28 protein-coding genes are annotated in these 25756 nt (G+C 71.9%); 13 read left to right on the top strand and 15 right to left on the bottom strand.

The features are described from left to right. Positions 1-70: 70 nt before the first annotated feature. A complete protein-coding gene (locus JUB13_RS02985; RefSeq protein ID WP_207477089.1) occupies positions 71-514 on the top strand; it encodes a GNAT family N-acetyltransferase in 444 nt (147 codons plus the stop codon). A 7-nt stretch (positions 515-521) separates the two neighbouring features. Here JUB13_RS02985 and JUB13_RS02980 read toward each other — a convergent pair whose 3' ends face one another. Next, positions 522-1097, bottom strand: coding sequence for a hemerythrin domain-containing protein (locus JUB13_RS02980; RefSeq protein WP_207477087.1), 576 nt, complete (start codon positions 1095-1097; stop codon positions 522-524). 128 nt (positions 1098-1225) lie between these two features. Here JUB13_RS02980 and JUB13_RS02975 point away from each other — a divergent pair, with 128 nt between their 5' ends. Next, on the top strand, positions 1226-1507 hold the full coding sequence (locus JUB13_RS02975; protein WP_207477085.1) for a DUF427 domain-containing protein: 282 nt from the start codon (positions 1226-1228) through the stop codon (positions 1505-1507). Between the two features lie 31 nt (positions 1508-1538). Here JUB13_RS02975 and JUB13_RS02970 read toward each other — a convergent pair whose 3' ends face one another. Next, complete coding sequence (locus JUB13_RS02970) at positions 1539-2414, bottom strand: LysR family transcriptional regulator (RefSeq protein ID WP_207477083.1); 876 nt, start codon at positions 2412-2414, stop codon at positions 1539-1541. Positions 2415-2518: 104 nt separating this feature from the next. Here JUB13_RS02970 and JUB13_RS02965 point away from each other — a divergent pair, with 104 nt between their 5' ends. Together JUB13_RS02965 and JUB13_RS02960 are read left to right on the top strand one after the other, a co-directional pair. Beyond that, positions 2519-3646, top strand: a complete 1128-nt coding sequence (locus tag JUB13_RS02965; RefSeq protein WP_207477081.1) for an alkene reductase — start codon at positions 2519-2521, stop codon at positions 3644-3646. 116 nt (positions 3647-3762) lie between these two features. Further along, positions 3763-4611, top strand: a complete 849-nt coding sequence (locus tag JUB13_RS02960) for an SDR family NAD(P)-dependent oxidoreductase (protein ID WP_207477079.1) — start codon at positions 3763-3765, stop codon at positions 4609-4611. On the opposite strand, the gene JUB13_RS02955 is transcribed toward JUB13_RS02960, so the two are convergent. Continuing rightward, positions 4598-5818 carry an MFS transporter gene (locus tag JUB13_RS02955; RefSeq protein ID WP_207477077.1) on the bottom strand — a complete coding sequence of 407 codons (1221 nt, stop codon included), beginning with the start codon at positions 5816-5818 and terminating at the stop codon, positions 4598-4600. The two genes, JUB13_RS02960 and JUB13_RS02955, sit on opposite strands and share 14 nt — an antisense overlap. A 210-nt stretch (positions 5819-6028) precedes the next feature. Between JUB13_RS02955 and JUB13_RS02950 the strand changes: the two genes are divergently transcribed. Beyond that, positions 6029-6493: a PaaI family thioesterase gene (locus JUB13_RS02950; protein ID WP_207477075.1), complete on the top strand. Its 465-nt coding sequence runs from the start codon at positions 6029-6031 to the stop codon at positions 6491-6493. A 10-nt stretch (positions 6494-6503) separates the two neighbouring features. Here JUB13_RS02950 and JUB13_RS02945 read toward each other — a convergent pair whose 3' ends face one another. From JUB13_RS02945 to JUB13_RS02925, 5 genes are all read right to left on the bottom strand, one after another. Further along, positions 6504-6809 carry a DUF1289 domain-containing protein gene (locus tag JUB13_RS02945; RefSeq protein ID WP_207477073.1) on the bottom strand — a complete coding sequence of 102 codons (306 nt, stop codon included), beginning with the start codon at positions 6807-6809 and terminating at the stop codon, positions 6504-6506. Continuing rightward, positions 6806-7963 (bottom strand): DUF2325 domain-containing protein, encoded by a 1158-nt coding sequence (locus JUB13_RS31130; RefSeq protein ID WP_236024668.1) that lies wholly within the window; start codon positions 7961-7963, stop codon positions 6806-6808. The genes JUB13_RS02945 and JUB13_RS31130 overlap by 4 nt, the downstream gene beginning before the upstream one ends. Positions 7964-8120: 157 nt before the next feature. Further along, positions 8121-8516, bottom strand: coding sequence for a YgaP family membrane protein (locus JUB13_RS02935; RefSeq protein ID WP_236024667.1), 396 nt, complete (start codon positions 8514-8516; stop codon positions 8121-8123). A gap of 172 nt (positions 8517-8688) precedes the next feature. After that, positions 8689-9735, bottom strand: coding sequence for a metal-dependent hydrolase (locus JUB13_RS02930; protein ID WP_207477071.1), 1047 nt, complete (start codon positions 9733-9735; stop codon positions 8689-8691). Positions 9736-9773: 38 nt separating this feature from the next. Next, complete coding sequence (locus JUB13_RS02925) at positions 9774-10718, bottom strand: MBL fold metallo-hydrolase (RefSeq protein ID WP_236024722.1); 945 nt, start codon at positions 10716-10718, stop codon at positions 9774-9776. A gap of 307 nt (positions 10719-11025) precedes the next feature. Here JUB13_RS02925 and JUB13_RS02920 point away from each other — a divergent pair, with 307 nt between their 5' ends. Further along, complete coding sequence (locus JUB13_RS02920) at positions 11026-11982, top strand: aldo/keto reductase (RefSeq protein WP_236024666.1); 957 nt, start codon at positions 11026-11028, stop codon at positions 11980-11982. Positions 11983-12010: 28 nt separating this feature from the next. Beyond that, positions 12011-12847, top strand: a complete 837-nt coding sequence (locus tag JUB13_RS02915; RefSeq protein WP_207477065.1) for an aldo/keto reductase — start codon at positions 12011-12013, stop codon at positions 12845-12847. On the opposite strand, the gene JUB13_RS02910 is transcribed toward JUB13_RS02915, so the two are convergent. Then, a complete protein-coding gene (locus JUB13_RS02910; RefSeq protein WP_207477063.1) occupies positions 12844-13989 on the bottom strand; it encodes a class I SAM-dependent DNA methyltransferase in 1146 nt (381 codons plus the stop codon). The genes JUB13_RS02915 and JUB13_RS02910 overlap by 4 nt on opposite strands. Before the next feature lie 178 nt (positions 13990-14167). Here JUB13_RS02910 and JUB13_RS02905 point away from each other — a divergent pair, with 178 nt between their 5' ends. Next, a complete protein-coding gene (locus JUB13_RS02905) occupies positions 14168-14605 on the top strand; it encodes a PRC-barrel domain-containing protein (RefSeq protein ID WP_207477061.1) in 438 nt (145 codons plus the stop codon). A gap of 68 nt (positions 14606-14673) precedes the next feature. Here JUB13_RS02905 and JUB13_RS02900 read toward each other — a convergent pair whose 3' ends face one another. Further along, a complete protein-coding gene (locus JUB13_RS02900; RefSeq protein ID WP_207477060.1) occupies positions 14674-16506 on the bottom strand; it encodes an FAD/NAD(P)-binding protein in 1833 nt (610 codons plus the stop codon). A 470-nt stretch (positions 16507-16976) separates the two neighbouring features. Between JUB13_RS02900 and JUB13_RS02895 the strand changes: the two genes are divergently transcribed. Continuing rightward, complete coding sequence (locus tag JUB13_RS02895) at positions 16977-17540, top strand: type 1 glutamine amidotransferase domain-containing protein (RefSeq protein WP_207477058.1); 564 nt, start codon at positions 16977-16979, stop codon at positions 17538-17540. Positions 17541-17611: 71 nt separating this feature from the next. Here JUB13_RS02895 and JUB13_RS02890 read toward each other — a convergent pair whose 3' ends face one another. From JUB13_RS02890 to JUB13_RS02880, 3 genes are all read right to left on the bottom strand, one after another. Next, the gene (locus JUB13_RS02890) at positions 17612-17788 is read right to left on the bottom strand and encodes a hypothetical protein (RefSeq protein ID WP_207477056.1); all 177 of its coding nucleotides are present in this window, start codon (positions 17786-17788) and stop codon (positions 17612-17614) included. A 54-nt stretch (positions 17789-17842) separates the two neighbouring features. Beyond that, positions 17843-18271 (bottom strand): hypothetical protein, encoded by a 429-nt coding sequence (locus JUB13_RS02885; protein WP_207477054.1) that lies wholly within the window; start codon positions 18269-18271, stop codon positions 17843-17845. 106 nt (positions 18272-18377) lie between these two features. Beyond that, entirely contained in the window at positions 18378-18827 is a 450-nt protein-coding gene (locus tag JUB13_RS02880; protein ID WP_207477052.1) for a hypothetical protein, read from the bottom strand. A gap of 102 nt (positions 18828-18929) precedes the next feature. Between JUB13_RS02880 and JUB13_RS02875 the strand changes: the two genes are divergently transcribed. Beyond that, entirely contained in the window at positions 18930-20624 is a 1695-nt protein-coding gene (locus JUB13_RS02875) for a phospholipase D-like domain-containing protein (RefSeq protein ID WP_207477050.1), read from the top strand. Positions 20625-20628: 4 nt separating this feature from the next. On the opposite strand, the gene JUB13_RS02870 is transcribed toward JUB13_RS02875, so the two are convergent. Next, positions 20629-21864: a flavin monoamine oxidase family protein gene (locus JUB13_RS02870; protein WP_207477048.1), complete on the bottom strand. Its 1236-nt coding sequence runs from the start codon at positions 21862-21864 to the stop codon at positions 20629-20631. Between the two features lie 146 nt (positions 21865-22010). Between JUB13_RS02870 and JUB13_RS02865 the strand changes: the two genes are divergently transcribed. After that, positions 22011-22385 carry a response regulator gene (locus tag JUB13_RS02865; protein WP_207477045.1) on the top strand — a complete coding sequence of 125 codons (375 nt, stop codon included), beginning with the start codon at positions 22011-22013 and terminating at the stop codon, positions 22383-22385. A gap of 192 nt (positions 22386-22577) precedes the next feature. Continuing rightward, the gene (locus JUB13_RS02860; RefSeq protein ID WP_207477043.1) at positions 22578-23558 is read left to right on the top strand and encodes a HEAT repeat domain-containing protein; all 981 of its coding nucleotides are present in this window, start codon (positions 22578-22580) and stop codon (positions 23556-23558) included. Between the two features lie 43 nt (positions 23559-23601). Here JUB13_RS02860 and JUB13_RS02855 read toward each other — a convergent pair whose 3' ends face one another. Beyond that, a complete protein-coding gene (locus tag JUB13_RS02855) occupies positions 23602-24486 on the bottom strand; it encodes an SMP-30/gluconolactonase/LRE family protein (protein ID WP_207477041.1) in 885 nt (294 codons plus the stop codon). 187 nt (positions 24487-24673) lie between these two features. Between JUB13_RS02855 and JUB13_RS02850 the strand changes: the two genes are divergently transcribed. Continuing rightward, positions 24674-25609: an aldose 1-epimerase gene (locus JUB13_RS02850; RefSeq protein ID WP_207477039.1), complete on the top strand. Its 936-nt coding sequence runs from the start codon at positions 24674-24676 to the stop codon at positions 25607-25609. Positions 25610-25756: the final 147 nt, after the last annotated feature.

The raw sequence follows: 25756 nt of genomic DNA, 5'->3' as shown, positions 1-25756 counted from the left end.
CGTCGCAGTTCCGGATAATTGTAGCTAAGGATGGTCCCTCGGCCGTCCGGGACCAGCATGGAGCTCAGCCTTGACGTTCCAGATCCGGCCAGTTGCGCCTGGCGACCGTGCGCAGTGGGAGCCGCTGTGGCGGGGCTATCAGACCTTCTACAAGGTGGCGCTGCCCGCGACGGTGACCGATCTCACCTGGTCGCGCTTCTTCGACGGGATCGAGCCCGTGCACGCGCTGGTGGCCGAGGAGGAGGGCCGCCTGATCGGCCTGGTCCACTACATCTACCACCGCAACACCTGGATGGCCGGCCCCGTCTGCTACCTGCAGGACCTGTTCACGGCCGAGGAGGCCCGCGGCAAGGGCGTCGGCCGGGCCCTGATCGAGGCAGTCTATGAGGCCGCCAGGGCGGCGGGCTCGCCCCGCGTCTACTGGCAGACGCACGAGACGAACGCGACGGCCATGGCGCTCTACGACAAGCTGGCCGACCGGTCGGGCTTCCTGGTCTACCGCCGGAACTTCTGAGGGCCCGCTACAGCAGCAGCGCCTTCTCGCGCTGCATGCTGCCGGACATCTTGGCCGCCTCGCGCTCGCCCATGACCTGGCGCAGCCGCGGGAAGTCGACCTCCTCCTCCTGGCGCACATGGCGGGCGATCAGGTCCCTCAGGGCATGCGCCCGTCCGATCCAGCGCGGATCGTCCTTGGGCATCTGCTCGAGCGCGAAAAGGTGCATCTTCATCTCGGCATGCTCGCCGTAGAGATGGTCTGCATCCTCGGCCTGCCGGGCCTCGTCATGCAGGAGCGGGTAGACGACGTTCTCCTCGGCCAGCGCATGGGCGCCGAGGCGCCGCTTCAGCCGCAGCAGAAGCTGAGTGCGGTCCATGACCGCGTCGTCCCGCGTATCGGCCATGCGGTCGAGCAGCGCCAGCAGCTTGCGATGGTCGTCCTCGAGTTCCGCGAAGGGGTCGCGGCCGGCCTTCACCCTGGCGGAGCCGGCGGCCTGCGCCATCAGCGGCGGCAGGACGCGGCTTGCGATCAGCGCCGCCACGGCGCCACCGGCGAATGCGGCCAGTCCGCCCGTGGACAGCCAGCGGGTACCCGTTCTCATGGCCCATCCTCCTGCTGATCCCTGGGGCCGAATGCCAACAGCGCAGAAGGGCCGCCGTTCCCTCGGCCGGTCTGGCCCGGCGATGACTGCAGCCCCATATCGGGTCGGCAGGTCCGATGGAGGTCCGCATGAAGGCTATCTGGAACGGCACCGTGGTCGCCGAGAGCGACGACACCGTGGTCGTCGAGGGCAACCACTACTTTCCCGACTCCGCCCTGCGGCACGACCTGGTCGTGCCGAGCGACACCCACAGCACCTGCCCCTGGAAGGGGGAGGCCAGCTACTACACGCTCAGGATCGACGGCGCCGAGAACAAGGATGCCGTCTGGTACTACCCGGATCCCAAGCCGGCGGCGAGCCAGATCCGTGGGCGGGTCGCCTTCTGGAAGGGCGTCAGGGTGGAGCCCTGACCCTGGGCGGGCAGGCGCTGGCGCGGCGTGCTCAGCGGCGCAGCGCCCGCTCGACCGCCGCCACGAAGACGCGCAGCTTCGGCGGGACGAGCCGCGCGCTCGGATAGACCGCCCAGATCGTCAACTCCTGCGGGAGCGTCGCATCGAGGGCGACGGGAACGAGCGCGCCCGCGCGGAATTCCTCGGCGACGTCCCAGGTGGACAGCAGTGCGATCCCGAAGCCGCCAAGGCAGGCCTCGCGCAGCGCTTCGATGCTGTTGCTGGCGAAGCGCCCGCCAACCCTGACGGTGCGCGGCCGGCCCTGCACCTCGAAGGGCCATGAGGTAGTGCCGCTGAGCACCAGGCATTCGTGATCCGCGAGGTCCTCGACCCGGGTCGGCGTTCCCGCCCGCGCGAGATAGGACGGGGCGGCGCAGAGCGTGCGCGGATTGGGCGCAAGCTGGCGGGCGATCAGGCTGGAATCGCGCAGGCGCCCGATGCGGATCGCGACGTCGATGCCGGCCGCCACGATGTCGACCACGCTGTCGGTCAGCTCGAGGTCGATGCGCAGACCCGGATTGGCGGCAAGGATGCCGGGAATGGCAGGCGATAGGATCTTGCGGCCGAAGGCGGCGGGAGCGGTGACCCGCAGCAGGCCGCCGACGCCCGATCCGGCCGAGGTGAGACTGGCGCGGGCGGCCTCCTCGACCTCCAGCATCGCCTGGGCATGGGGCAGGAACGTCTCCCCTTCCGGCGTCAGCGAGACCGACCGCGTCGTCCTGTGCATCAGCCGCGTTCCCAGGCGCCGCTCCAGCGCCGCAAGCCGCCGGCTCGCCACCATCGGGGTGACGCCCAGCCGCCGTGCCGCCCCGGAAAGGCTGCCGGCGGCTGCGGCCTGCACGAGCACCGCGAGTTCCTCCGTGTCCATGGATTATATCCTGATCCGATAAGCCGGCTTGTCCTGACCCGGGACTACACACGTCTATCGCGGAACTCTATTTCGGGAAAAGAATTCCCCGTTCGGAGATCCAAATGCCCTCTGCCAGCCTGTTCGCGCCGCTGCACCTCGGCGGCGTCGAACTGTCCCACCGGGTCGTGATGGCGCCGCTGACGCGCCTGCGCTCGCGCCAGCCCGGCGACGTGCCGCAGCCGCTGAACGCCCGCTACTACGGCCAGCGCGCCAGCAAGGGCGGCCTGATCATCACCGAGGCCACCGACATCTCGGCCGGGGCGCACGGCTATCCCGGCGCGCCCGGCATTTATTCGGACGAGCAGATCGCTGGCTGGCGGCTCGTGACGGATGCGGTGCATGCCAGGGGCGGCTTCATCTTCGCGCAGATCTGGCACACCGGGCGGGTCTCCCATTCCTCGCTCCGTCCCGACGGCGCTCAGCCGGTCGCCCCTTCGGCGGTGGCCGCGCCGGGCATGCACATGGACGCGCAGGGGCGGCCCGTTCCCTTCGAGGTGCCCCGCGCGCTCGGCGAGGACGAGATCCCGGCGATCATCGCGGATTTCCGGCGCGCCGCTGAGAACGCCCGTGTCGCCGGCTTCGATGGCGTGGAGATCCACGGCGCTAACGGGTACCTGCTGGACCAGTTCCTGCAGGACGGCACCAACCGCCGCGAGGACCGCTACGGCGGCCCGATCGAGAACCGGGCGCGCCTGCTGCTCGAGGTCGTCGATGCCGTGAGCGCCGCGTGGAGCGCCGACCGCGTCGGCGTCCGCCTGGCTCCGTGGGGGCGCGCCAACGGCATGCAGGACAGCGATCCCGAGGCGCTGTTCGGCCATGTCGCGGCGCAGCTCGGGACCCGCGGCCTCGCCTACCTGCATCTCGTCGAGCCGCGGGCCGACCAGAACAGCGACGTCAATGCCCTCGACCCCAACGCGCCGGATGCGGGCCAGCACTTCCGCAGCCGCTTCGGCGGCCCGGTGATCGGCGCCGGCGGCTTCACCGCCGAGACGGCCGGCAGGGCGGTTGCCGAGGGGCGCGCCGATGCGATCGCCTTCGGCCGCCTGTTCATCGCGAATCCCGATTTGCCGGAACGGATCCGGCGAGGGGCGGCGCTGAACCGCTACGACCGCTCGACCTTCTACGGCGGCGACGCGCGCGGCTACATCGACTATCCCGCGCTGGACGGATCGCAGGACGAGGCGGCCTGAGCCTCGTTCCGGTCACCGGGGGCCCCTTGGCGGGTGCGAGCGGGATCACCACCTCGGCCGGACGGGCGCCCCGGCGCGCCCGTCCGCCACCCCCGCCCAGGACAGGAGAGACCGTCATGAGCCAGCACCCCGCCATCGCATCTGGCCGCGCCGCCGTGATCACCGGGGCGGCCAGCGGCATCGGCCTTGCCGCAGCCCGGCGCTTCGCGGAGGCGGGAATGAAGGTCTGCCTCGCGGATATCGACGCGGCGGGCCTGGATGCCGCGGCCGAGGCGCTGCGCGCCGAGGTGCCGGGTGCCGAGATGATCACGGCGCCGACCGATGTCGCGAGCCTCGATTCCATGCGCGAGCTGAAGGCCCGCGCCTACGGCGCCTTCGGCGAGGTGGCGGTGCTGATGAACAACGCCGGGCGCGAGGGCGGCGGCGGGCTTTTCGGCGATCCCGGCCGCTGGCGCGACATCATCGAAACGAATCTCTGGGGCGTGGTGAACGGCATCCAGGTCTTCGCCCCCGCCATGATGGACCAGGGAGCGCCGGCCGCCATCGTCAGCACCGGATCGAAGCAGGGCATCACGACGCCACCGGGCGACACGGCCTACAACGTCAGCAAGGCCGGGGTGAAGGTCGCCACCGAGGCGCTCGCCCACGAGCTGCGCCAGGCGGAGGGCTGCCAAGTCACCGCGCATCTGCTGATCCCCGGCTTCACCTTCACGGGCTTCACCCGGGCGCGCGGCGTCACCGAGAAGCCTGCCGGCGCCTGGACGCCAGACCAGGTCGTGGACTTCATGCTCCAGGGCATGGGACGCGGCGACTTCTACATCCTGTGCCCGGACAACGACGTCACCCGGGAAATCGACGAGAAGCGCATCCTTTGGGCCGCCGAGGACGTGATCCGGAACCGTCCGGCGCTGTCCCGCTGGCACCCGGACTTCAAGGACGCCTTCGCCCGCTTCATGGAGTCCTGACGGCGGCGGGGCGTCGACGGCCGATCGCGGCGAGGGCCGCGAAGGCGAGCAGGATCGGGGGCAGCGTGACCCAGTTCACCGCATCCCATCCATAGCCCGCAAGGAGCTGGCCCGAGGAGAAGGACCCGACGGCCATCGTCCCAAAGACCAGGAAGTCGTTGAAGGACTGCACCTTGTGCCGCTCCTCCGGCCGGTGCGTCTCCAGCACCAGGGCAGAGGCGCCGACGAAGCCGAGATTCCAGCCGATGCCCAGCAGGATCAGCGCCGTCCAGAAGTGCCAGACGGAGATGCCCGCGAGGCCGGTGGCCGCGGCCGCCGCGGTGATCGCGAGGCCGGTCGCCACGACGGGGCGGGCACCGAACCGCGCGATCAGGCTGCCAGTGAAGAAGCTGGGGCCGTACATGGCGATGACATGCCACTGGATCGCCAGGTTGGAATCCGTGATCGGCAGGCCGCACATGCGCATGGCCAGCGGGGCCGAGGTCATGACCAGGTTCATCAGCGCGTAGGTGATGGCCCCGCACAGCACGGCCGCCACGAAGGCGGGCTGCCGCGCGATCTCCGCCAGCGGGCGCCCGGCGGAGCGGGCCGCCGTGACCGGCTTCGGCAGGTCGACGCCCGACAGCACCGCCATGGAAAGCAGGGCCGCCGCCGCCTGGCCGAGATAGCTTGCGGCGAACAGGTGCGGGGCCCAGAGATTCATGGTCAGGTTCACGAGCTGCGGGCCCAGAACCCCGGCGAAGATGCCGCCCGCCATCACCCAGGACAGCGCCTTGGGCCGGAAGGCGGGGCCGGCACCGTCGGCCGCAGCGAAGCGGAAGGACTGCACCACGGCCGCATAGAGGCCGCCCAGCAGCGTCGCCACGCAGAACAGCGCGAACGCCCCCCACAGGATGGCGAGCGCCCCGACGAGCCCGGCGGCGACCCCGCAGCCTGCGCCCGTCAGGAAGGCGGCCCGTCGGCCGTGTTGCCGGGCGATCCAGCCGGCGGGGAGGGTTCCCAGAGCCATTCCGACGACGAAGACCGAGAGCGGAACTGTCGCGTAGGCAGGGTCGGGCGCCAGGGTCGAGCCGACGATGGCGCCCGTCGCGAAGAGCACCGTCGCATTGGCACCACCGAGCGCCTGGGCAACGGCAAGCCGGATCACGTTGGCCATGGCGCGGTGCCCGGGCCCGTCGATCGCGGGCGGCACAGCCGCTCCCGTCATGATCCCATCCCCTCTCCGGCGGAGCCGCCCGAGGCGGTGCCGCGATTCCACGATTTCGGAGCGGAGAATGGCATGGCCGGGGCAGGCCCGCGCCCCCTTCTTTTGCTGGTCGGGCCCCCGCGGAGCGCGCGGGACGGCGGCTTTACGGCGCGGCCGGAGCGTGCGATGACGGCGCGTCGGACGAAGCCCGCCGCAGTATCGGATAGGACCATGAGCGATCGAGAAGACCAGGACGCCGGCCAGCCGCTGCTGGGCGCCGAGCCGCCCTCGGGCTTCCAGGGCGTGCTGGGCTACCGCCTGGCGGAGTGGCGGGACGGCGAGGCCGTGCTGACGATGGAGGTCGGCCCCCAGCACCTGAACCGGGCCGGGGTTGTCCATGGCGGCGTCTATGTCACGCTGATCGACACGGCCTCGGGCTTTTCCGGCTGCTTCTGCACGGTGCCGGGAAATGTCCGCCGCGTGCTGACCCTGTCGCTGACCACGAGCTTCCTCGGACAGGCGAGCGGCGGCGTCCTGCGCGCGGTGGGCAGCATCCGCGGCGGCGGCCGTCGGATCTTCGCCGCGACTGCCGAGGTGTTCGACGGGGACGGCAGGCTGCTGGCTATCGGCGAGGGCACCTTCCGGTACCGCAGCGGCAGCGAGAATTCCGAAGGCGTCCCCCTCCACGCCGATTGAGGCGCTGCCCTCAGCCGGCGACCAGCCGGATCCGCGCGTCGGCGCTGGTGCCTGCAATGGCGGCGCGTTTGTCACGCAGCGCCTCCAGCTTCGCTTCGAGCTTGCGGATCCGCTTGTCCAGCTTGCGCATCTCGCGCACACCCGCGACTGCGGCGATCTCGGTCCGGACGCGCGCGTTGATCTCGGCCTTCCGCTCGTCGGGAAGCTGCTTCCAGCCCTTGACCTCGGCGCGCGTTCGCAAGCAGCCCCGGCACAGGCCACCCTCGAAGCCGCAGCGCTTGACGCAGGGACTGCTTGTGTCGGCGGACGCTTTCATGCTCGACCTTCGGATTTCGCGAACAGAGCGCCGGCGCCGCGCACCGGCACGAAGGGCTTGTTGAGGCGCCGGCACAGGCGCTTGGCCCGCAGGCAGGCCTCGTGGCTGATGCAGTCGACGGGGCAGACGACCATGTCGGCCTGCTCGACCAGCCCGTCCAGCCGGCGCACGGTCTGCTCGAGCCCGCCGTCGTGGTGGAGCAGGCGGCCGTTGCGCCGCTCGACCAGAGAGCGCAGGTGCGGGATCGCGCCGGGCCGGCCGCCCAGGAACAGGATGCACTTGCCGTCGATGACGATGGCCGGGGCGGGGGCCGGGGAGGAGCCCGTCTCTGCCATACGGGGCTCGGCCGCGCGGGCAGCAGCGGCCGGCACGCCCTCGGATGCGGCGGCGCGGCCATCGATCAGCTTGCCCATGCGCTCCAGCGCTGCCTCGGCGACGCGCGCCCGGCTGCGTTCGGCCGCAACCCGCCGCTCGGCGAGTGCCAGCCGGCGCAGGAGATCCGCCTCGGCCGGGCGCGGGCCCGGCGGACGACGCGTCACCGCACCGACGGCGCCCGCGGCCCGGAGCTTGGCTTCGAGCGCCGCGATGCGCTCGTCGCGCTCGGCCTCGGCCTCGCGCTTGGCCCGGCGCAGCGCCGCCAACGCGTCCTCGAGCTCGGCGTTGCGCCGTTCGGCCTGGGCTAGCCTCCGGAGGCCCGAGCGCGCCTCGCTGCCGAGCAGGTGCGAGAGCATGTGCACCGTGCCGTAGGCCTCGGTCAGCAGGGCTTCCGGGACACCGCGGCGGCTCATCAGGGCCCAGTAGGCGCCGGCGATCCGGCCATTGACGGCGGCCGAGCGCCACATCTCCTCGAGCTCGTGGACCGGCGCCGCCGTGAAGCGGCGCACCTCGGGGCCCCAGGTGGTGTCCAGCACCTTGTTGATCAGCTTGGTCAGCCGGTCCGCGCGGCCCGACCCCGCAACCGCATGGCCGTGGATGCTGTAGTCGTCGGCGTCGGCGGCGGGTTTCAGCCCCGCCCGCGGCAGCAGGCGCCGGAGCGCCGCCATGCTGAGGCAGGTTCCGATGATCGAGCAGTGATAGCGCCCCGGAATCTCCCAGAGCTTCAGCCTGGGACCGCCGAGATCGGGAGAGGTCGAGCGCGGGCAGAGTTCGCACATGGCACGTCGCCGCCGCTGTTGCTGCCTTGGTGGTGCCGGCGCGGTGCGCCGGCGGAGGCAGCTTCCCCGCAGACAGGGCAGGCGGTCAACAAGAAAATGCAAATCATTCGCATTCGCGCCGCTGCCGTCGGCGCCGGCCCGATCGCCGGGGATCGCGTCAGGAGCGGTTGAGCCAGCGTTCGCGCAGCCGCTTCCAGTGTCGCTCCAGCCACAGGATGGACCGGCCGACCGGGCCCTGCAGGAAGGGGATGTCGACCGCCAGCAGCATCAGCCCCACGGGCAGCATCCAGAGCCCGAAGACGGGCAGAATCGACAGGACCGATCCAATGATGAGGACCACCCCCAGGGGCATGCGCACCCAACGGCCCTCGGGCTTGCGGAGCCAGCCGATGAGGCGGGAGACACGGTCCGGTACCTGGTCCTCGATGCGCTCGAAGGCCTGGTTCAGGGCTTCCTCGCCGCGGGGCGAAGCCCCGCTTTCGCCATCCCGAGACGACGCACCGTCGGGGGGATGTCCGCCTTGGGCGGCGGGCGCCTCGTAGACCCGGGCCAACGGGCGCCCGGTCAGGGGACGCGCCTCCGACGCCACGGTCTGGGCGGCGGGACCGGATTGGGGCTTCGATCCGTCGCTTCGAATGGGTGCCTCCTGCCGGGCTGAAAGGGTTGCCGCCTTCCAACGCCGTGGGGGCGCCCGTGTTCCCTGCAGCCCCGCGGCGGGCGGCGGTTCAGTCCCCGACGATCTCGGCCCAGAGGTCGACCACCACGGCACCCGAGACCGGCGGGCGTGCGCTGAACGGGTGAACCGGTCCGGACGGGGCGCCCGCGGCATCAAGCGGCGCGCGGATGCCCCAGAAGCCGAGATCGGCTCCGGCCGAACCGTAGCGGGTGTCCCGCGCCTCCACGACCGCGCCTCCGTCGGCGCCGGGAACCACCTGCCAGTGGAGGTTCCCCATGGCGAACCACGCGAAGAGACGGGCCTCGGGCGTGGCGGCCACCGCAGCGATGCGGGGATCGGCGTCGCGCGCGAACCGCTGCCACCGCACCGGCCGGTCGCTCAGGAACGAGCGGTAGCCCACCAGCACCGCCTCGGGCGTCTCGGCCACGATGCGGCGGTAGTATGGCTGGAACAGCGTCGGATACGCCGTCACGCGCGTCGCGTCGGGAAGGGTGTCCCGCGCCGCCGCCTCGATCCGGTCGTTGATTGACCATGCCATCAGCGTGTAGCCGGTCACCGCCACCAGCGCTGCGGCCGCGGCGTCCTGGGCGAGCCGTGGCCGGTTCCTGGCCAGGATTCCCACCAGCACGGCGGCCACGAGGAACAGGCTGTAGACGGGATCGATGATCGGCATCGCGTTGATGGCGAAGCGGAAGCGCGACAGCGGCGCCAGAAGCTGGGTCCCGTAGCTCGTGAAGAGGTCGATCGCCGGATGGGTGATCAGGGCCATGATGGCGAGATAGACCCAGGACCGCAGGCAGTCGGGCTGCTCGCCTGGCTGCTGTCCGGGTGGACCGGCCCGCCCGCGGCGGCCGGCCATGAGCCAGGCGAGCCAGCCGATGACGGGTCCGGCGAGCGGACCGAAGAAGACGGAGTGCGTGACGCCCCGGTGATGGAGCCAGGTCGCGAAGGTGCCGCCGATCCAGCCGGCGGCGACGTCGAGATCCGGCAGAAGGCCGATGACGGCCCCGGCCGCGATGGCGCGGCGTCCGAGCCGGCGGCGGAACCCCGCCTGTCCCACGGCGGCACCGAGCAGCATCTGGGTGAGGGTATCCATGGCGCGGGCCGTCCGGCTTCGGTCAGAAGGCGTGATGCCTAGCGCATCGTGCGGAAGCGCGCCACGCCGTCGCGTCCGGTCTCGGCGGCGATCGCGCCCTGGGCCGCGAGCAGAGCCAGGTGCGAGAGCGCCTCGCCCATCGCGAAGGGCAGGTCGTGCTCTCCCATGGTGCGCCGGAACATCACGCCCAGAAGCTCGAAGGCTGTGCAGCCGTCGCCCGCGCAGGCCTTGGCGACCTGGCGCAGCCGGTCGGCATGGTGCGCCTCGATGGCCCGGATCCGCGGCAGCAGACCGTCGAACGGCACCCCGTGGGACGGCAGGACCCTGACCCCGGCCGGCAAGTCGAGGAACGGACCGAAGGATCCCAGATAGGCCGCCAGCGGATTGGCTGCGGGCTCGCTCCAGACGACGCTGATGTTTGGCGTGATGTGGGGCAGGACGTGATCTCCCGCGATCAGAAGCCCGAGTTCGGCGCAGTAGAGGCACGCGAGTTCTGGGGAATGGCCGCGGCCGATGATCACGTGCCAGGTGCGCCCGCCGATCTCCAGGCTCTCGCCGCCGGCAATGGGAATGAAGGTGGCAGGAGGCTCGACCGCGCGGCGTCGGTAGAGATTGCCCCGCGCGCTCAGGCCTGCCGCCGCGGCGGCAGGCAGCCCGTGGCGCGCGAACAGCCGCGCTTGCCCGTCGCCGGCGATGGCGTCGGGCACGGCCCAAGCCTTGCGGGCGGTCTCGAACTCGGTGCGGGTCGTGACCAGCGGCACCCCGTGCGCTGAGGCGAACCAGCCGGCAAGGCCCATATGGTCGGGGTGGAAATGGGTCGCGATCAGGCGGCGCAGCGGCCTGCCGGCAGCAGGACCTTCGAGGATCCGGCGCCAGAGGTCCCGCGTCGGCCCGTTCGCCAGCCCCGCATCGACGAGCGTCCAGCCGTCACCGTCCTCCAGAAGCCAGAGATTCACGTGGTCGAGGGCGAAGGGCAGGGGCATGCGCACCCAGTGTACGCCTGGGGCGACCTGCCGCATGGTCCCCAGGGCGGGAACAGCGGCTCCGGGCCCGGCCGGGCGGGGCTGTTGGCGGCCGTCTTCTGTCGGGACGGGCAAGCGGAAGCTCCGTTATACGGATTGTTTGACACCTTCCTAACGAATCCCTCTGATGCCGTGAAGGATGGATCGCATGCGTTCCACGCGACGCCGCGCAGCGTCCGCGCCGTGGGACGCGACGCGCGACCGGCTGTTGGCGAGTGCCTCACCCCTATTCCTCCGCGGCGGGCAGGCCGAGGAGAAGGAGACGGATTTGGAAAAGCGAACCCTCGGCCAGACCGGAATCGCGGTGGCCCCGCTCTGCTTTGGCGGAAACGTGTTCGGATGGACGGTCGACGAGGCGGCATCGCACCGTCTGCTCGACGCTTTCGTCGAAGCCGGCTTCAACTTCATCGACACGGCGGACTCCTATTCGACCTGGGCACCCGGCAACCGTGGCGGCGAATCCGAGACGATCATCGGGACCTGGCTGAAGAGCCGGCGCAACCGCGACCAGGTCGTGATAGCCACCAAGGTCGGCTCGGAGATGGGGCCAGGCAGGAAGGGGCTGAGGCCGGCCTATATCCGGCAGGCGGTCGAGGATTCCCTGCGCCGTCTGCAGACCGACCGCATCGACCTCTATCAATCCCACTGGGACGATCCGGAGACGCCTTTCGAGGATACGCTCGGCGCGTACGGGGATCTGATCGACCAGGGGAAGGTGCGTGCCATCGGCGCCTCGAACCTGACGGCTCCGAGGCTGAGGGAGGCCCTGGATGTCAGCGCGCGTACGGGCCTGCCGCGCTACGAGACGCTGCAGCCGCGCTACAATCTCTACGACCGCTCCGGCTACGAGGGCGAGCTGGAAGCCGTGTGCCGCGATGCGGGACTCGGGGTGATCACCTACTACTCGCTCGCCAGCGGCTTCCTGACCGGCAAGTACCGCTCCGCCGCGGACGCCGGCAAGAGCGCGCGCGGCGAAGGCGTCGTCTCCAGGTACCTCGACGAGCGCGGCCGGGCCATTCTGGAGGCGCTGGACGAGGTGGCGGCGCAGCACAGGGCGACGCCGGCGCAGGTCGCCATTGCCTGGCTGATGGCCCGGCCGGGGATCACGGCGCCCATCGCCAGCGCGACGCGGCCGGAGCAACTCGCCGATCTCGCCGCCGCGGCACGTCTCGGGCTCGATGCCGCCGCCATGGCGCGGCTCGACGCGGCGAGCGCCTGGTCGTGATGCGGCCGTGGACCGGGAGACAACAGCGATGAAGCGAATAACCCTGCCGGATGGCGAGAGCGTTCCCGCGCTGGGCCAGGGGACCTGGATGATGGGGGAGGGACGGCGCAGCCGCGGCGAGGAGGTCGCGGCGCTCCAGGCCGGCATCGAGCGCGGGATGACCCTGATCGATACGGCCGAGATGTATGGCGACGGCGCGGCCGAGGAGGTCGTGGCCGAGGCGGTCGCCGGGCGGCGCGACGCGGTGTTCCTGGTCAGCAAGGTGCTGCCGGGGAACGCCTCGCGCGCGGGCGTCCGCCGCGCCTGCGAGGCCAGCCTGCGCCGGCTGCGCACGGACCGGATGGACCTCTACCTGTTGCACTGGCGCGGCCGCGTGCCGCTGGCCGAGACGGTCGAGGGGTTCGAGGCGCTGCGTGAGGCCGGCATGATCCGGCGCTGGGGCGTCTCGAACTTCGACCTCGAAGATCTGAAGGAGCTGGAGGGCGTGGCCGACCTCCGGAGCTGCGCCGCCAACCAGGTCCTCTACAACCCCGAGCACCGCGGGATCGAGTTCGACCTGATCCCCTGGCAGGCGGCGCGAGGGATGCCGGTGATGGCCTATTCGCCGGTGGGGCAGGGCGGCACCCTGCTGCGTTCGCGGGCCCTCGCGGCGGTGGCGGCACGGCACGGGGCGACGCCGGCCCAGGTCGCGCTGGCCTGGGCCATACGACACGAGGGGGTGATCGCGATCCCCAAAGCCGGCACTGCCGCGCATGCCGAGGAGAACGCCGCGGCCGCCGGGCTCGGCCTGACTCCCGATGATCTCGCCGAGATCGATGCCGCCCATCCGCCGCCCCGGCGCAAGCAGCCGCTGGCAATGCTCTAGGAGCGGGGGCGGCAGGCCAGGACCAGGTGACCCGGGATGGGTGCTCCGCGCTCCATGCGGATCGTCGTCGCCTCGAAGGCGAGGGGCTGCAGCCCCGCCATGGCCAGGGCGTCGCGAAGCCGGTCGGGCGCATGCCGGTACCGGCCGCTGGCGTGGAGCGTCCAGCCGGTCGCGCCGGCGCCGGCCGTGCCGTCCTCCGCGTCCTCGATGGAGACCGCGAGAATTCCGCCGGGGCGCAGTGCCGCCGCCGCGGCATGCAGCAGAGGAGCCGTGTCGCCGATATAGATCAGCACGTCGGCGGCAACGGCGACGTCCCAGGCCTCCGGCCGCGTCCGCATGAAGGCTGCGGCCTCCGCCTCGTGCAGCGCGTCGTAGACGCCCTTGCGGGCCGCCTCCGCCAGCATGCCGGGAGAGAGGTCCACTCCTTCGAGGCGGGTGGCGAGCGGGCGCAGCAGCGGTCCGCACAGCCCGGTTCCGCAGCCGATGTCGAGGATGGTGCCGGGCACCGGTCCATGGCCCGCCAGCAGTGCAGTCAGGTTCCGCGGCACGTCGTAGCCCAGCCCTGCGAGGTGCCGGTCGAAGCCGTCGGCCAGCCGGTCGAAAGTCAGCCGCACCCAGGAATCCCCGGGCAGGGCCGGCGCGGGCGCCCCGCCCAGCGCGGCCACGGTGTGGCCGGCCAGTGGATGCCCGGGATGGGCGGCTTCCCAGGCTCGGGCGCGCGCCACCGCCTCCTCCCCCTTTCCTGCGAGCTGCAGGCGGTACAGCGTGGAGCCTAGCAGTGCATGGGCCTCGTCCGGGCAGCCCGGCAGCGACAATGCCGTCGCCAGGGCGTCCGCGGCCTCGTCGTGGCGCCCCAGGGACAGCAGGGCCGCGCCAAGCTCGACCCGCGGAGCGGGATCGTCCGGCAGTGCCTCCGCCGCGGCCTCCAGCGGCAGCCATGCAAGCCCGGGGCGCCCCAGCGCGCGCTCGGAACGACCAAGCAGGAGCAGCGCCTGCGGATCCCGCGCGCGCAGGGTCAGCGCGCGGTCGGCGCAGCGCGCGGCTTGCGCGGCCTCGCCATCGCTGAGGAAGAGGAGGCCGAGTGCGATCCAGGCCGGCACGTCGGCGGGCGCCTCTGCAAGGCGCGTCGTGAGCGCCGCCATGTCCATATCTGCCCCGCCTGCCTGCCCGTACCGACCGTGGGGCGCGATCCTAGCGTCGGGCCGGCGACGGGGCGAGCGCAAGCGCCGCCTCGCCAGCTCAAGCGCTGCCGTGCGAGGGGAACCAAGGCGCATCGCGGCCGGTTCCCCAGCGGAACTCGCAAGCGCGACGGAGGCACACATGCGGACGAGTTTCCTGATACTTGCGGCCGCGCTGGCCGCGATCCCAGGGGGCCTGGCAGCCCAGACGGTCCTCGAGACCCAGCAGGAGCGCGGCGGTCAGCCGGTGCGGGATCCATTCGGTCCCGGAAACATGTCGGCCGAGGAGGCCGACCGCCTAATAGGCACGCGCGCGGTCGATCCCCAGGGGCGCGAAGTCGGCGACGTCGAGACGCTGCTGGTCGATCCCGACGGCCGCGTGCAGGCGGTGGTCCTGGAATGGGGCGGGCTGCTGGGGCTGGGCGAGCGGCGCGCCGTCGTGCCCTGGAACGAGATCCGTTTCGAAGGCGACCGCGCGACGGTCGCGCTGAGCCGCGAGCAGCTGGAGCGGCTGCCCGTCTACGATTCCGACGTCCCGTCGATCGCCGGCGTCGATCCGTCCCTGAAGCCGCTGCGCTGAGCCGGATCCCCGGCAAGCACCGGTGCGCCCCCGGCCTGAAGCCGGGGGCGCCAGGATCGCCGGGCGGCTCAGGTGAAGAGCCCGGATTCGCAGTACCAGCTGTCGAGTTCCAGCGGCACCCCTTCGGAAAGGCGCTGGAAGCGGGCGGCGCCGTAGACATGCCGCCGACGGTCGGCGCGCATGCGCACGCTGGCGAAGCGGCCGTCGGGAACCGGACTCTCCTCGAACCACAGGACATCGTCGGGCTCGCAGACGCCGTCCAGGAACCGTTCGAAGACCGCGGTCGCGACGCGCTCGAACGGCACCGAGCGGCCCCAGGGCCGCTCCTTCCGGACGATGACGACCGGTCGCGGCGCGAAGCGGATGGTGACGGTTCGCTCGGCGCACCTTCCGTTCTCGAGGGCGAGGCGTACCCGTTCCCTGACCACCCGCGCGCCAGACGAGGTCGCCAGCGGCGCCGGCGGCCAGGCGCTGTTCCTGCCTGAGCCGCCCGGTATCAGGTCGCGCCCTTCCAGGCGTTCCGCCACATGCCCTGCCAGGGTCACGATCTGGGCCCGGATCTCGGCCACGGCCGTGCTCTCCCAGAACCGCTCGCGCGTCAGCGGGCCGACGGCATAGAGGTTGGAATGCGCCCCTCCGTCCCCGCCGATCACGCGCCCTTCGGCCGTCGTGCCGATGCCGAGGCCGAGGTCCCCGGGCATCGCCAGGCCCGATGTCAGCATGGCGCTCAGCAACGGGTCCTCGGTGCGCGCGGGATCCATCGCAGGGCCCGTGCAGTTGATCACCCTGGCCACCGCGATGCTCGCCGGGACTCCGCCCCTGGATCGGTAGCCGACCGCGACGCCGTGCTCCTGAGGCTGGTACCGCTCGATCCGGCCCGTGTGGATCCGGAGCTGCCCGCGGGCGAGCGCGTCCGAGACCCGCGCGGCCACGCCAGGCGCCATGCGGTGCCGATGCACGTCCCACCACGGGCGCAGATGGCGCAGGAAGCGCCGCCGCTCGGCGTCCGGCAGGCCCTGCCAGATCGCGGGAAGATGCGGGCGCAGCGCGTCCACGGCGCTGCGCCAGTCGCCGCCCGCGGCCTCGGCGGCACGGGCCTCCTCGCGCAGCAGGCGCAGCAGTCCCGCGACGCCCCCGCCGAGGCGGCGCGGGTCTAGGGTCCGGGGTGCGATGAGGCCGGGGGTGTGCGGGCGCGGCAGCAGCCCGCGCCGCGAAAGCGCGTGCACGGGCCCCCGGTGTCCGTGGTCCAGCAGCGAGATCAGCGCGTCGACCATGCTGAGCCCTGTGCCGATGAGCAGGACGGGCGCTTCGGAGCCCAGCCCGTCGAGCGCTCCCGGCGCCCACGGATCGTTCCTGTAGAGAGGCGTGCGGTAGAAGGACGGGTCCTCCACCGGCGGCGGGACCGGCGGCAGGTTTCCGGCCGCCAGCGCGACCACCTCGGCCGCGTAGGTGCGGCCCATGGCGGTGGTGAGGCTCATCCCGCCCGGCGCCTCGGCCAGGGCGGTGACCTCGTCGGTCACGAGGTCGAGGCGCGAACGGCTCCCCTGGCGCCACACCGCCTCGCCCAGGAGGTGCTGGAGATAGGCGCCGTACAGCCGCCGCGAGACGAAGGCATCCTCGCCGACCTGATCCGGCAGGGAGGGGCAGAACCCCTTCGGCAGGGTCCGCAGCCAGTCCACGAAGTGGCCTGGACGGTCGGGGAAGGCGCTCATGCGGCCGGCCGGCGCGTTCAGGAGGTGGCCCGGGTTGGAGGTCGAATAGGCCATGCCGCGGGCGAAGGAGTGTCCCCGCTCGAAAAGGAGGACCTGAACGCCGTCGCGGCATCGCTCCATCAGGTGGATTGCCAGCAGCGAGCCGCAGAAGCCCGCTCCCACGATCGCGACCCTCGGCCTCGTGGTCATCGGACCGTTCTCCTGCGGGCGGAGGCGGGGAGCGGCCTGCGGCGCCGGTTGTACCATTGGTGCTGGGCCATTGCTGAACCTCCTGACAGGGGTTTCACGCAGTTCGACTCAGAAATCCGAGCGGCAATCTCTATAGATTTTGTAGGGATTTAGGGGCTGCTACGACTGCTGGAGGCTTCTCTGGCCATTGCCAAAGGCAAATTCTCACAGGCAGCCGGTCCGTCCGACTGGCGCGAGCCTGCGGCCATTCACCTTAACCGGCAAGGTCGAAGGCGGGGCAGTCTTGCTGATGGGATTACCCCCTGCGCTTCGACTTCATGCTGTAAGGAAGGTCCGAGTGGCCGGGCCGGAAAGGCGCCCGGGGGATCCGTGACGACTGTATATCCTGCACCCTGACCCGCCATTTCCGGGATCGGAACGATCCAGCGCGGGTGCCGTTGAGGGGCCATCCGCAACCAACGGAGCTGCCAATGACAGAATCCCTCTCCGGCCGGAAGATCGCCGTCCTTGCGACTGACGGCTTCGAGCAGGTCGAACTGACCGAGCCCGTGAAGGCCTTGCGCGCCGCCGGCGCCGATGCGCGTGTCGTCGCGCCGAAGGCGGGGGAGATCCAGGGCTGGAACCATCACGACCGCGGCGACAAGGTCCCGGTGGACGTCGCGCTCGACGCGGCCGATGCATCGACATTCGACGGCCTTCTCCTGCCGGGCGGCGTCATGAATCCCGACGCGTTGCGCATGGAGCCGCAGGCGGTCGAATTCGTTCGTCACTTCGTGCGGGCGGGCAAGCCGATCGCGGCGATCTGCCATGGGCCCTGGACCCTGATCGATGCCGACGGTGTGAAGGGCCACCGCATGACGTCCTGGCCTTCGCTGCGCAGGGATCTCGAGAATGCGGGCGCAAGCTGGGTCGACGAACAGGTGGTCGTCGATGGCGGCCTCGTCACCTCGCGCAAGCCCGACGACCTCGATGCCTTCAATGCCGAGATCGTGAAGCTGTTCGCCCGCGACACGCGGGACCTCGCGGCGGAGTAGGGTCTGAGTGGCGCCACCCCGGGCGTCACCCTGACCCGGGGTGCGGGCCAGGATGGCGCCTCTTCCCCGTGTCAGGGACGCGGGCCGGACACCTGCTCCGGCGGGGGCGGGGGCTCCATGGGCGGAACCGGGATCGGGCCCGGCGGCTCGTCCATGGGAGGGCGCGCGGGATCGCCCGGAAGCTCGGGGCCCGGCGGCGGCAGGTCGGGCGGCGTACGCTCGGGCGGGGTTGGAACCGGTCCGGTCATGAACGGCAATCCTTGTGTCGCATCCGGTTCTTCAACCGCGCCGGCCAAAGGTCATTACGAACCCGGAACGGCACTCAGGGCGCACAGGCGCAGTTCCGTGCGCGAAAGTACCCAGCCATCCAGGCGTACGGTGTCGCCACGCTCGAAGTCTCGCCGACAGGATTCTGCGACGATCTCCGCGAGATCCGCATCCGGCAGCCCCGCAAGGGCGGCCGCGCCGCCGGGGTGGCCGCCTGCGAGCGCGCGGGCGAGGATCCGCGGATCGGCCTCCCCGGGCTCGATCTCCAGGAACGCGCGGCCGACCCGCACGGCGCTGGCGCGCCGCGTCAGCAGGCCGCCGAGGCGGCGGGTCAGCACCTCCTCGGCAGGGGCGCCCGCCATGCCGATCGGCGTCGCGGCTGTGCCGATGCGCACCGTCGCCGCCGCGGCCGCGCCCACGACCGCCGTGCCGAGAAGCGCGCGCCGCCCGATCACCGTGCCCATGATCCGTTTCCCCGGTTCCCTTCGACCGCGACAGTCTGTCATGGCGGCAGGATCCGCGCCCCTCGGAAGGCGGGGCACCGCGGCCGGGGTAGCGATGCCGCGCCTTCTACAGGCAGTTCCGGACGATGCGATAGCACTGGCCGGGATCATCGCCCGCGCCGTAGCGGAGCTGCTGGACCACACCGTTGCGCACCGTGAAGGTCGCCTCGCAGGACCCGCCCGAACTCCCGCCGAACAGCGGGAAGCCCAGGCCCAAGCCAAGGCCGACGCCGCCCGATCCGCCGCCCACGCCGACCGAGGTGCTGGGGCCGCCGTAACCCACGCTGCGCGCGGCATAGGTCAGGAAGCGCGTTTCGCCCGCATCGGCGCTGCGCTCGGGCACGCCCGCGCAGGACAGCAGGCGCGCCTCGGGCATCCCGACCAGCCGGGTCTGGGCCGCGGTCGCCTGCTGACGGCTCTCGGTGTCGCCGGCGCAGCCGGCCAACAGCCCGGCCAGCAGTCCAAGCGCGACCGCGCGGCCGGACAGCGCGGGCGCGGCGGGGAAGGCGCGCGTCATTCGGGGATCTCCTAATCCGTCGTCGTTTAAACCCTTCCGTGCCATGGGGGGTTCCGCAACCGTCCGCAGGCTCTGCGTGTTGCAGGCGCAAAAGGAGTTTCCATGGATCTTCGTGTGCCGGACACGCGGGCGGCCGCGGGCGCGGGGCAGCCGGATCGGCTGCTGCGCCCGGGCGACACCTGCTGGCGCGTCGAGACGGCGCCCCGGGTGGCGCTGCTGGTCGATGCCGAGCGCTACTTCGATGCCCTCTACGAGGCGATGGGGCGGGCGCGCCATACGATCCGCATCATCGGCTGGGATTTCGACCCCCGCATCCGCCTGCGGCCCGACCGGCCGAAGGGCGAGGGCGGCGAGACGATCGAGGAGACCTTCCTGCGCTTGCTGGAGGCCAATCCGGATCTCTCGATCCAGGTGCTCTACTGGGACATGGCGCTCCCGATCGCGGCCCAGCGGCCCATGGTGCCGCTCGTCGTGCGCGACTGGCTGACGCCCGGGCGGCTCGCCTACCGGGCGGATTCCAACCACGCGCTGGGCGGCACGCACCACCAGAAGATCGTTGTGATCGACGATGCCCTGGCCTTCTGCGGCGGCATGGACATGGCTGCCGACCGGTGGGACACGGACGGCCATCTGGACGATGACCCCCGCCGGGTCGAGCCCGGCGGCAGGCCGTTCGAGCCCCACCACGACGTGATGATGATGGTGGACGGGGCGGCGGCAGGGGCCCTGGCCGATCTCTGGCGCGAGCGCTGGCGCCGCGGCACGGGCGAGGTGCTGCAGCCGACCCCCGCCGGATCGGATCCCTGGCCGCCCTCGGTCGAGCCCTATCTGCGCGACGTCCCCGTGGCCGTCGCGCGGACCGAACCCGGGCTGCCGGGCTACGAGGAAGTGCGCGAGATCGAGCGCCTGCACATCGAGGCGATCCTCTCCGCCAAGCGCAGCATCTACATCGAGAACCAGTACTTCGCCTGCACGCCGGTGGGCCTCGCGCTCGCCCGGAGGCTGCGCGAGCCGGACGGGCCGGAGGTGCTGGTCGTCTGCCCGGTGCACAGCCCGAGCTACTTCGACCACGCGGTGATGGATCCCACGCGCGACCGTCTGATCCGCCATCTCCGAAAGAACGACCGGCACGGCCGTTTCCGCGCGCTCGCGCCCCGTACCGAGGGCGGTGGTCCGATCATCGTGCATTCCAAGGTCACGATCGTCGACGGGCGGCTCCTGCGCATCGGCTCGGCGAACCTGAACAACCGCTCCATGGGCTTCGACACTGAGTGCGACCTCGCGATCGAGGCGGTTGGGCCGGATGCCGAGGCGCTGTCCCGCCGGATCCTGGCCTTCCGCAACCGCCTGATCGCGGAGCATCTCGGACTGCGCCCCGAGGTCCTGGCTCGGGAGATCCGCCGGCACGGCTCCATGATCGCCGCCGTCGATGCTCTGGTGCGGCCGAAGGGACGCAGCCTGAGGCCACTTGCGACGCGCGAGCTCGACACCTTCGCGCGCCTGCTGGTGGACTGGGCCGCGACCGACCCCTATCGCTCCATCACGGCCCATCTGCGGCGCAGGCAGGTGAATCTGCCCTTCGGCACCACGGCGGCAGCGGCCATGCTGCTGGTCGGTGGCGGCTTGGTGCTCGCGGCCGCGCTGGGCGCGCGGCGCGGGGCCGAGACGCCGCGCGGCGGGCGGGGACACGCCTCCCGGACGCCCAGGGGAGCGGCACGGCCGGTTACGCGCGAGCCCCAGCGCCAACCTGCGCGTCAGCCCGCCCGCCACGCCTCCGAGGGGCCGCGCCGGCCCTGACCCGTCATGCCCGGATCGCGGACGCTGCCGCCTGCGCTGCGGCAACGCCGCTGTCGTGGGCGCCGTGTGCGGTGCCATAGGCGTCGGCCGGCAGCGCCTCGCCGGCGATGAACAGCCGGTCCAGCACCGGTGCCGAGAGGGTCGCGCGCCCATCGGCGCCGCCTGGGCGGGCGAAGGAATAGGCGCCCAGCGAGCACGGGTCGGCGACCCAGGAAGAGGCTGCGGCGGGACGGAGCGCCGTGCGCACGGACGAGCCGAAGATCCCGGCCAGCTCGTCCAGGGCGAATGCGGCCAGTGCAGGCCGGCCGCTGGCCTCCAGGTCTCTCGCCAGCTCGCCGCCGAAATAGGCCTCGACCAACGGCCGACCCAGCGGTTCCACGATGTATGAGCCGGTCCGCGCCCGCTCGAAGCTGCCCAGCAGCGTCGTGTCGGGGGCGAGATCCCATGGCCGCCCCTCGACCTCCAGGAACAGCTTCGCCACATGCCCCATGTCGAGCCCGTCCAGTGCGGACAGGATGGCCGGCGGCAGGCCGGGGACGATGCGGATCGACCCCGCCTTCAGCACGCCGATGGGCACCGTCAGCACGACCGCCCCAGCCTCCAGGCGCCCGCGCGGGGTCTCGACCAGGCAGCGGCGGCCGGACAGGTCGATCGTCGTGACCGGCGCGCTGTAGACGACGTCCAGCCCGTCCGCGTGACGGGCGATCAGAGTGCCGTAGCCGGCCATCACGCGCCTGTTGGGGCCCTCAGCCTGATAGCGTGCGATATCGACCGCCGAGACCACGTCGATCCCGGCACCGTTGATGAACCCTGTGATCGCATCGAAGGCGGGCCGCCAGCGGGCCCCGTCCGGTGGAAGCACCGCGGCCACTGGAGCATCGGGACCTCGTCCGGCGGCGGCAACGGCGTCCCAGAACGCATCGAAGGCTCGGCCCATCTCCGCGCGGTCGGCCGGGGAGAGCTGATGGCGGCCCATCCGCTCTCCCCATTCGGGCTCCTTGGCGTCGATGGCGAAGCCAAGCTCGCGCGCGGCGGCAGCCCAGGCATTCCGCCGGGCATCATGGAGCCATTCGCAGCCGAGATCCGCGGGAAGCTGTCCGATTTCGACGGTATGGGCCCGTCCGCCCGGACGCCCCCGTGCCTCGATCACGACCGTGGCGATCCCGAGCTTGCGCAGCGTGCGTGCCGCGGCGAGCCCGGCCGCGCCTGCTCCGACCACCGCCACCTCGACGCTGATCATGATGTCTCCCTCGGCACTGGTATTGCGGAACCGCGAATTCGGACGGGTCGTTCCCTACTCTCGGAGAATGATCGGACCGACCGCTTGACGCCCAACTTGATTTCAGTCGTCATGAGGCGGACCTGACGCACAGGAGCGTTCCAGCCATGCAACGTAGTCTCGCCGATCTCCGCGTGCTGGTCGCCGAGGACGAGAGCCTCGTTGCGCTCGACGTCGAGTGCATGCTCCAGGATCTCGGCTGCCAGGTCGTCGGCCCTGTCGCCTCGGTGGAGGAGGCGGCCGAGCGCGCGGCCACTGAGAAACTCGATGCCGCCATCCTGGACGTGAACCTGCGCGGCCAGCGCAGCTATTCCATTGCCGAGCAGCTGGTTTCCCGAGGGATCCCCGTGATCCTGGCCTCGGGCTACGACGACGCCAAGCTGTTCCCCGAGAACCTGCGCTCGCTTCCGCGGCTGATGAAGCCCTATGACGAGGGCGCTCTGGCCCAGGCCGTGGCGGCGGCGCTGACCCCGGCGCAGTGACGCGGCGCTGCGGCGCGTCACGCGCGGTGACGGCGCACGGTCCCGCCGTGCTAAGGTCGGCGCAACGATCCGACCGCTCCCGGCCCTTCCGGCGTGACACGACGCAAGAATCCCAACCAGTTCGACCTTTTCGGCACGCCCCCGGCGTCTGAGGGCACAGCGCCTGACGGCCAAGGGCCGGTTCCAGGTGCCGTGGCCCCGAGTGGCAGGGACCCGGCCGGAAGCTCGGCCGAAACGCGCGCCGCCGGCGCTCCCGCGCCGCCGCGCGGCGTCGCCGAGCTGCGGGACGACGTGCTGATCGACCTGCTGACGCTGCATCTCTACGGCCGGCCACCGGCCGAGCCGTCCCTGACCGCCCTGGTCGAGGAGCTGGCCCGGCGCGGCGAGCGCCGGGCCATGCCGCTGCTGCTGCGGGCGTGCCGGATCTTCGCGGACGAGACCGCCGGCCAGGCCGCTCCCGAGCTGCTGGCGGCGCTCGGCGCGCTGGGCCGGATCGGCGTGGCCGAGGCGGGGGAGCCACTGGCCGGGCTGGTGTCGGAGGGGCGTTTCGGACCGGCGGGCACCGCTGCCGCGGTCGCGGCGCTCGCGGATCTCCGCCATCGCGGCGCGGCAGGGCTGATCCCCGGCCTCGCGGCCCATCCCGAGGCCGGCGTGCGCAAGGCCGCCTGCCGCTTGGCGGCGGCGCTCGGCCGTCCCGAGGACCTGGAGGCCGTGCTGCCGCTGGCCACCGATCCCGACCGCACGGTCGCCCGCGCTGCGGCGCTCACGCTCGGACGGCTCGGCCACCGGCCGGCCAAGGGCGCGCTGGAGGAGCTGCTGGTGCGATCCACGCCCTCGGACCTGCCCCTGGTCGTCGAGGCGCTGCTTCCCGTGGCCGACGAGGACACGGCCGTGGTTCTCGGCCGCGTCGCCGAGCGGTCGGACGAGGCGGGGCGGCTGGCCATCGCCGAAGCCCTGGGGCAGCTCGGCCAACTTCCGGCGGCGGTGGCGGTTCTCGGCCGCCTCGCCCGGGACGTGAAGCCGTCCGTACGCCTCGCCGTCGCGGCAGCGCTCGCTCTCCACGAACCCGACGAGCGCACGGGCGCGGTGCTCGGGGCGCTCGCCAGGGACCAGGACGCGGCGGTCCGCGCCGCCGCGGAGGAGGCGCTGAAGGCCTACGAGGCTGGCTGGTAGCGGGCGACCGGGGGGATGGGGGCGCGATGCGGCGCGGGATGCATCAGCCCGCGAAGAGGGGCTCGTGAATGCCGCGGATCCCGGTCTCGACCGCGAAGAGGCCGCCGGCCTGCGGCTCGCGCGCGAGCTGGCCGGCATCCAGTCCTTCGCGCGCCGTCGTGACATACAGCGTCGTCAGGTCCGGCCCGCCGAAAGCGGGGCAGGTGGTGCGGGATGCGGGCACCCGCACCTCCCGCTCGGGCGTGCCGTCCGGCGCGTAGCGCACGACGCGGCCCGCGCCCCATTCTGCGTTCCAGAGATAGCCCTCGGAATCGACCACCGACCCGTCGGGATTGCCGGGGCCGGGGGGAAGCGCGTGGAACAGCCGACGCTCGCCCAGGGCGCCCGTCGCCGGATCATAGGAATGCGCCCAGATCTTCCGCTCGGGCGTGTCCGTGAAGTAGAGCGTGCGCCCGTCGGGCGCGAAGCACAGGCTGTTGGAGATCCGAACCCCGGGAATTAGCCGCTCGACCGACAGGTCGGGGTTGAGGCGCCATACTGCGGAAAGGGCGGCGTGCGGCTCGTTCTCGTCCATTCCGCCGGCGACCAGCCGGCCCTGACGGTCGCAGCGCCCGTCATTCAGCCGGGTGCTCGGCTGGTCGGGCTCGAACGGATGCAGATGGCGCAGCGACCCCGAGACTGGATCCCAGAAGGCGAAATGGCCGGCGAAGCCGACGACCAGCGTGCCGTCGGCGCGGAAGGCGAAGCAGCCGATCCGGTCCGGGGCATCCCAGCTTTGCCCCTGGCCACTGGCGGGATCATAGGACCACAGGCGCCGGCCGTGGATGTCCGTCCAAAACAGGGCGCCGTGCGCTGCGGACCAGACCGGCCCCTCGCCGAGCCGGTTTGCGCAGTCCAGGACGAGGCGGGCCTCGGCGGCTTCAGGCATCTGGAATCTCCCGTCGGGCATAGGGCTCAAATCCGCCCCGGCCGCTATTAGCGCCCAAAGCGCCGGCACGGGAAAGGCCCCGGTTGGCGGAGACGCCGTGCCACGGCCGCGGCGTTGACCGTTGGGTTCTGCCATGCAAGCGTGCCGGACCGCCGAGAGCGGACCGAGACCAGGAGGATGCCGCCCCGTGGACGCTGCCGTGCCCGCCATCGTGGAGATCGCCGCCGGCCCGATCCGGCTCGAAGCCTGTCCTGAGCTCGGCGGCGCCATCACCGCTTTCTACGGGATGCATGAGGGGCGGCGCCTGGACTGGCTGCGTCCCGCGACCCCCGAGGCGCTGGCCGCGCGCGAGCCGCTCGGGATGGGCAGCTTCCCCATGATCCCCTTCTGCAATCGCATCCGCGGCGGCCGCTTCACCTTCGAGGGCAAGGAGGTGCGCATGGCTGCGAACCACGCACGCTCGCGCCATGCCCTCCACGGGCTTGCCTGGCAGCGATCCTGGTTGCTGGAAGCGGGCTCGGACGCGCGGATCGCGATGACGCTGGACCACGACCCCGACAAGGGCGTCGACCCCGATTCCGGCACCTGGCCCTGGCGGTTCTCCGCGCGCCAGAGCTACGCCCTCGCGCCCGACGCGCTGACGATCTCGATGGCCGTCACCAACACCGGCGGCGTGCCCATGCCTCTGGGCTTCGGCCACCATCCCTATTTTCCGAGGACCGCGCGGACCAGCCTCCGGGCTGGGGTTTCGGCCATGTGGGCCACCGACGACGAGGTGCTGCCGACCCGCCTGGAGCCGGGCGGGGTCGCCGACCGGCTGGCAGCCGGGCTGCCGCTGGCCGAGGCCGATCTCGACAACAACTTCACCGGATGGGACGGTCTGGCCGAGATCCGGTGGCCCGAGCGCGGCGCTGCGCTGCGCCTGACCGCCGGGGCGCCGCTGAAGTTCCTGGTGGTATACGCGCCCGGCGACCAGCCTCTGCTGGCCGTGGAGCCCGTCAGCAACTGCACGGACTGGCCGAACCTGCGCGAACTCGGCGCGGACAGTGTCGGCGGCATGATCCTGGAGCCCGGCGCCACGGCCGAGAGCTGGATCCGTCTGGAGCCGCGCCTGGAGGTCTGACCTCTCCCGGGTTCGTACCGAGGCCATCCCGTTTTTGGCATGGCTCGGGGCCGAGTACGAATTGGACGGTTATCTCAGCCCCTTGCTACCGTCCGTATGCCGAACGATCGCGGAAGAGTCCGCGCGGCCGGCGCACGGAAGCGGGAG

The sequence above is a fragment of the Arenibaculum pallidiluteum genome (assembly GCF_017355985.1).
GTDB lineage: Bacteria > Pseudomonadota > Alphaproteobacteria > Azospirillales > Azospirillaceae > Arenibaculum > Arenibaculum pallidiluteum.
Note: the sequence above shows the minus strand (reverse complement) of the source record. Positions and strands in the feature narration are given on the sequence as shown.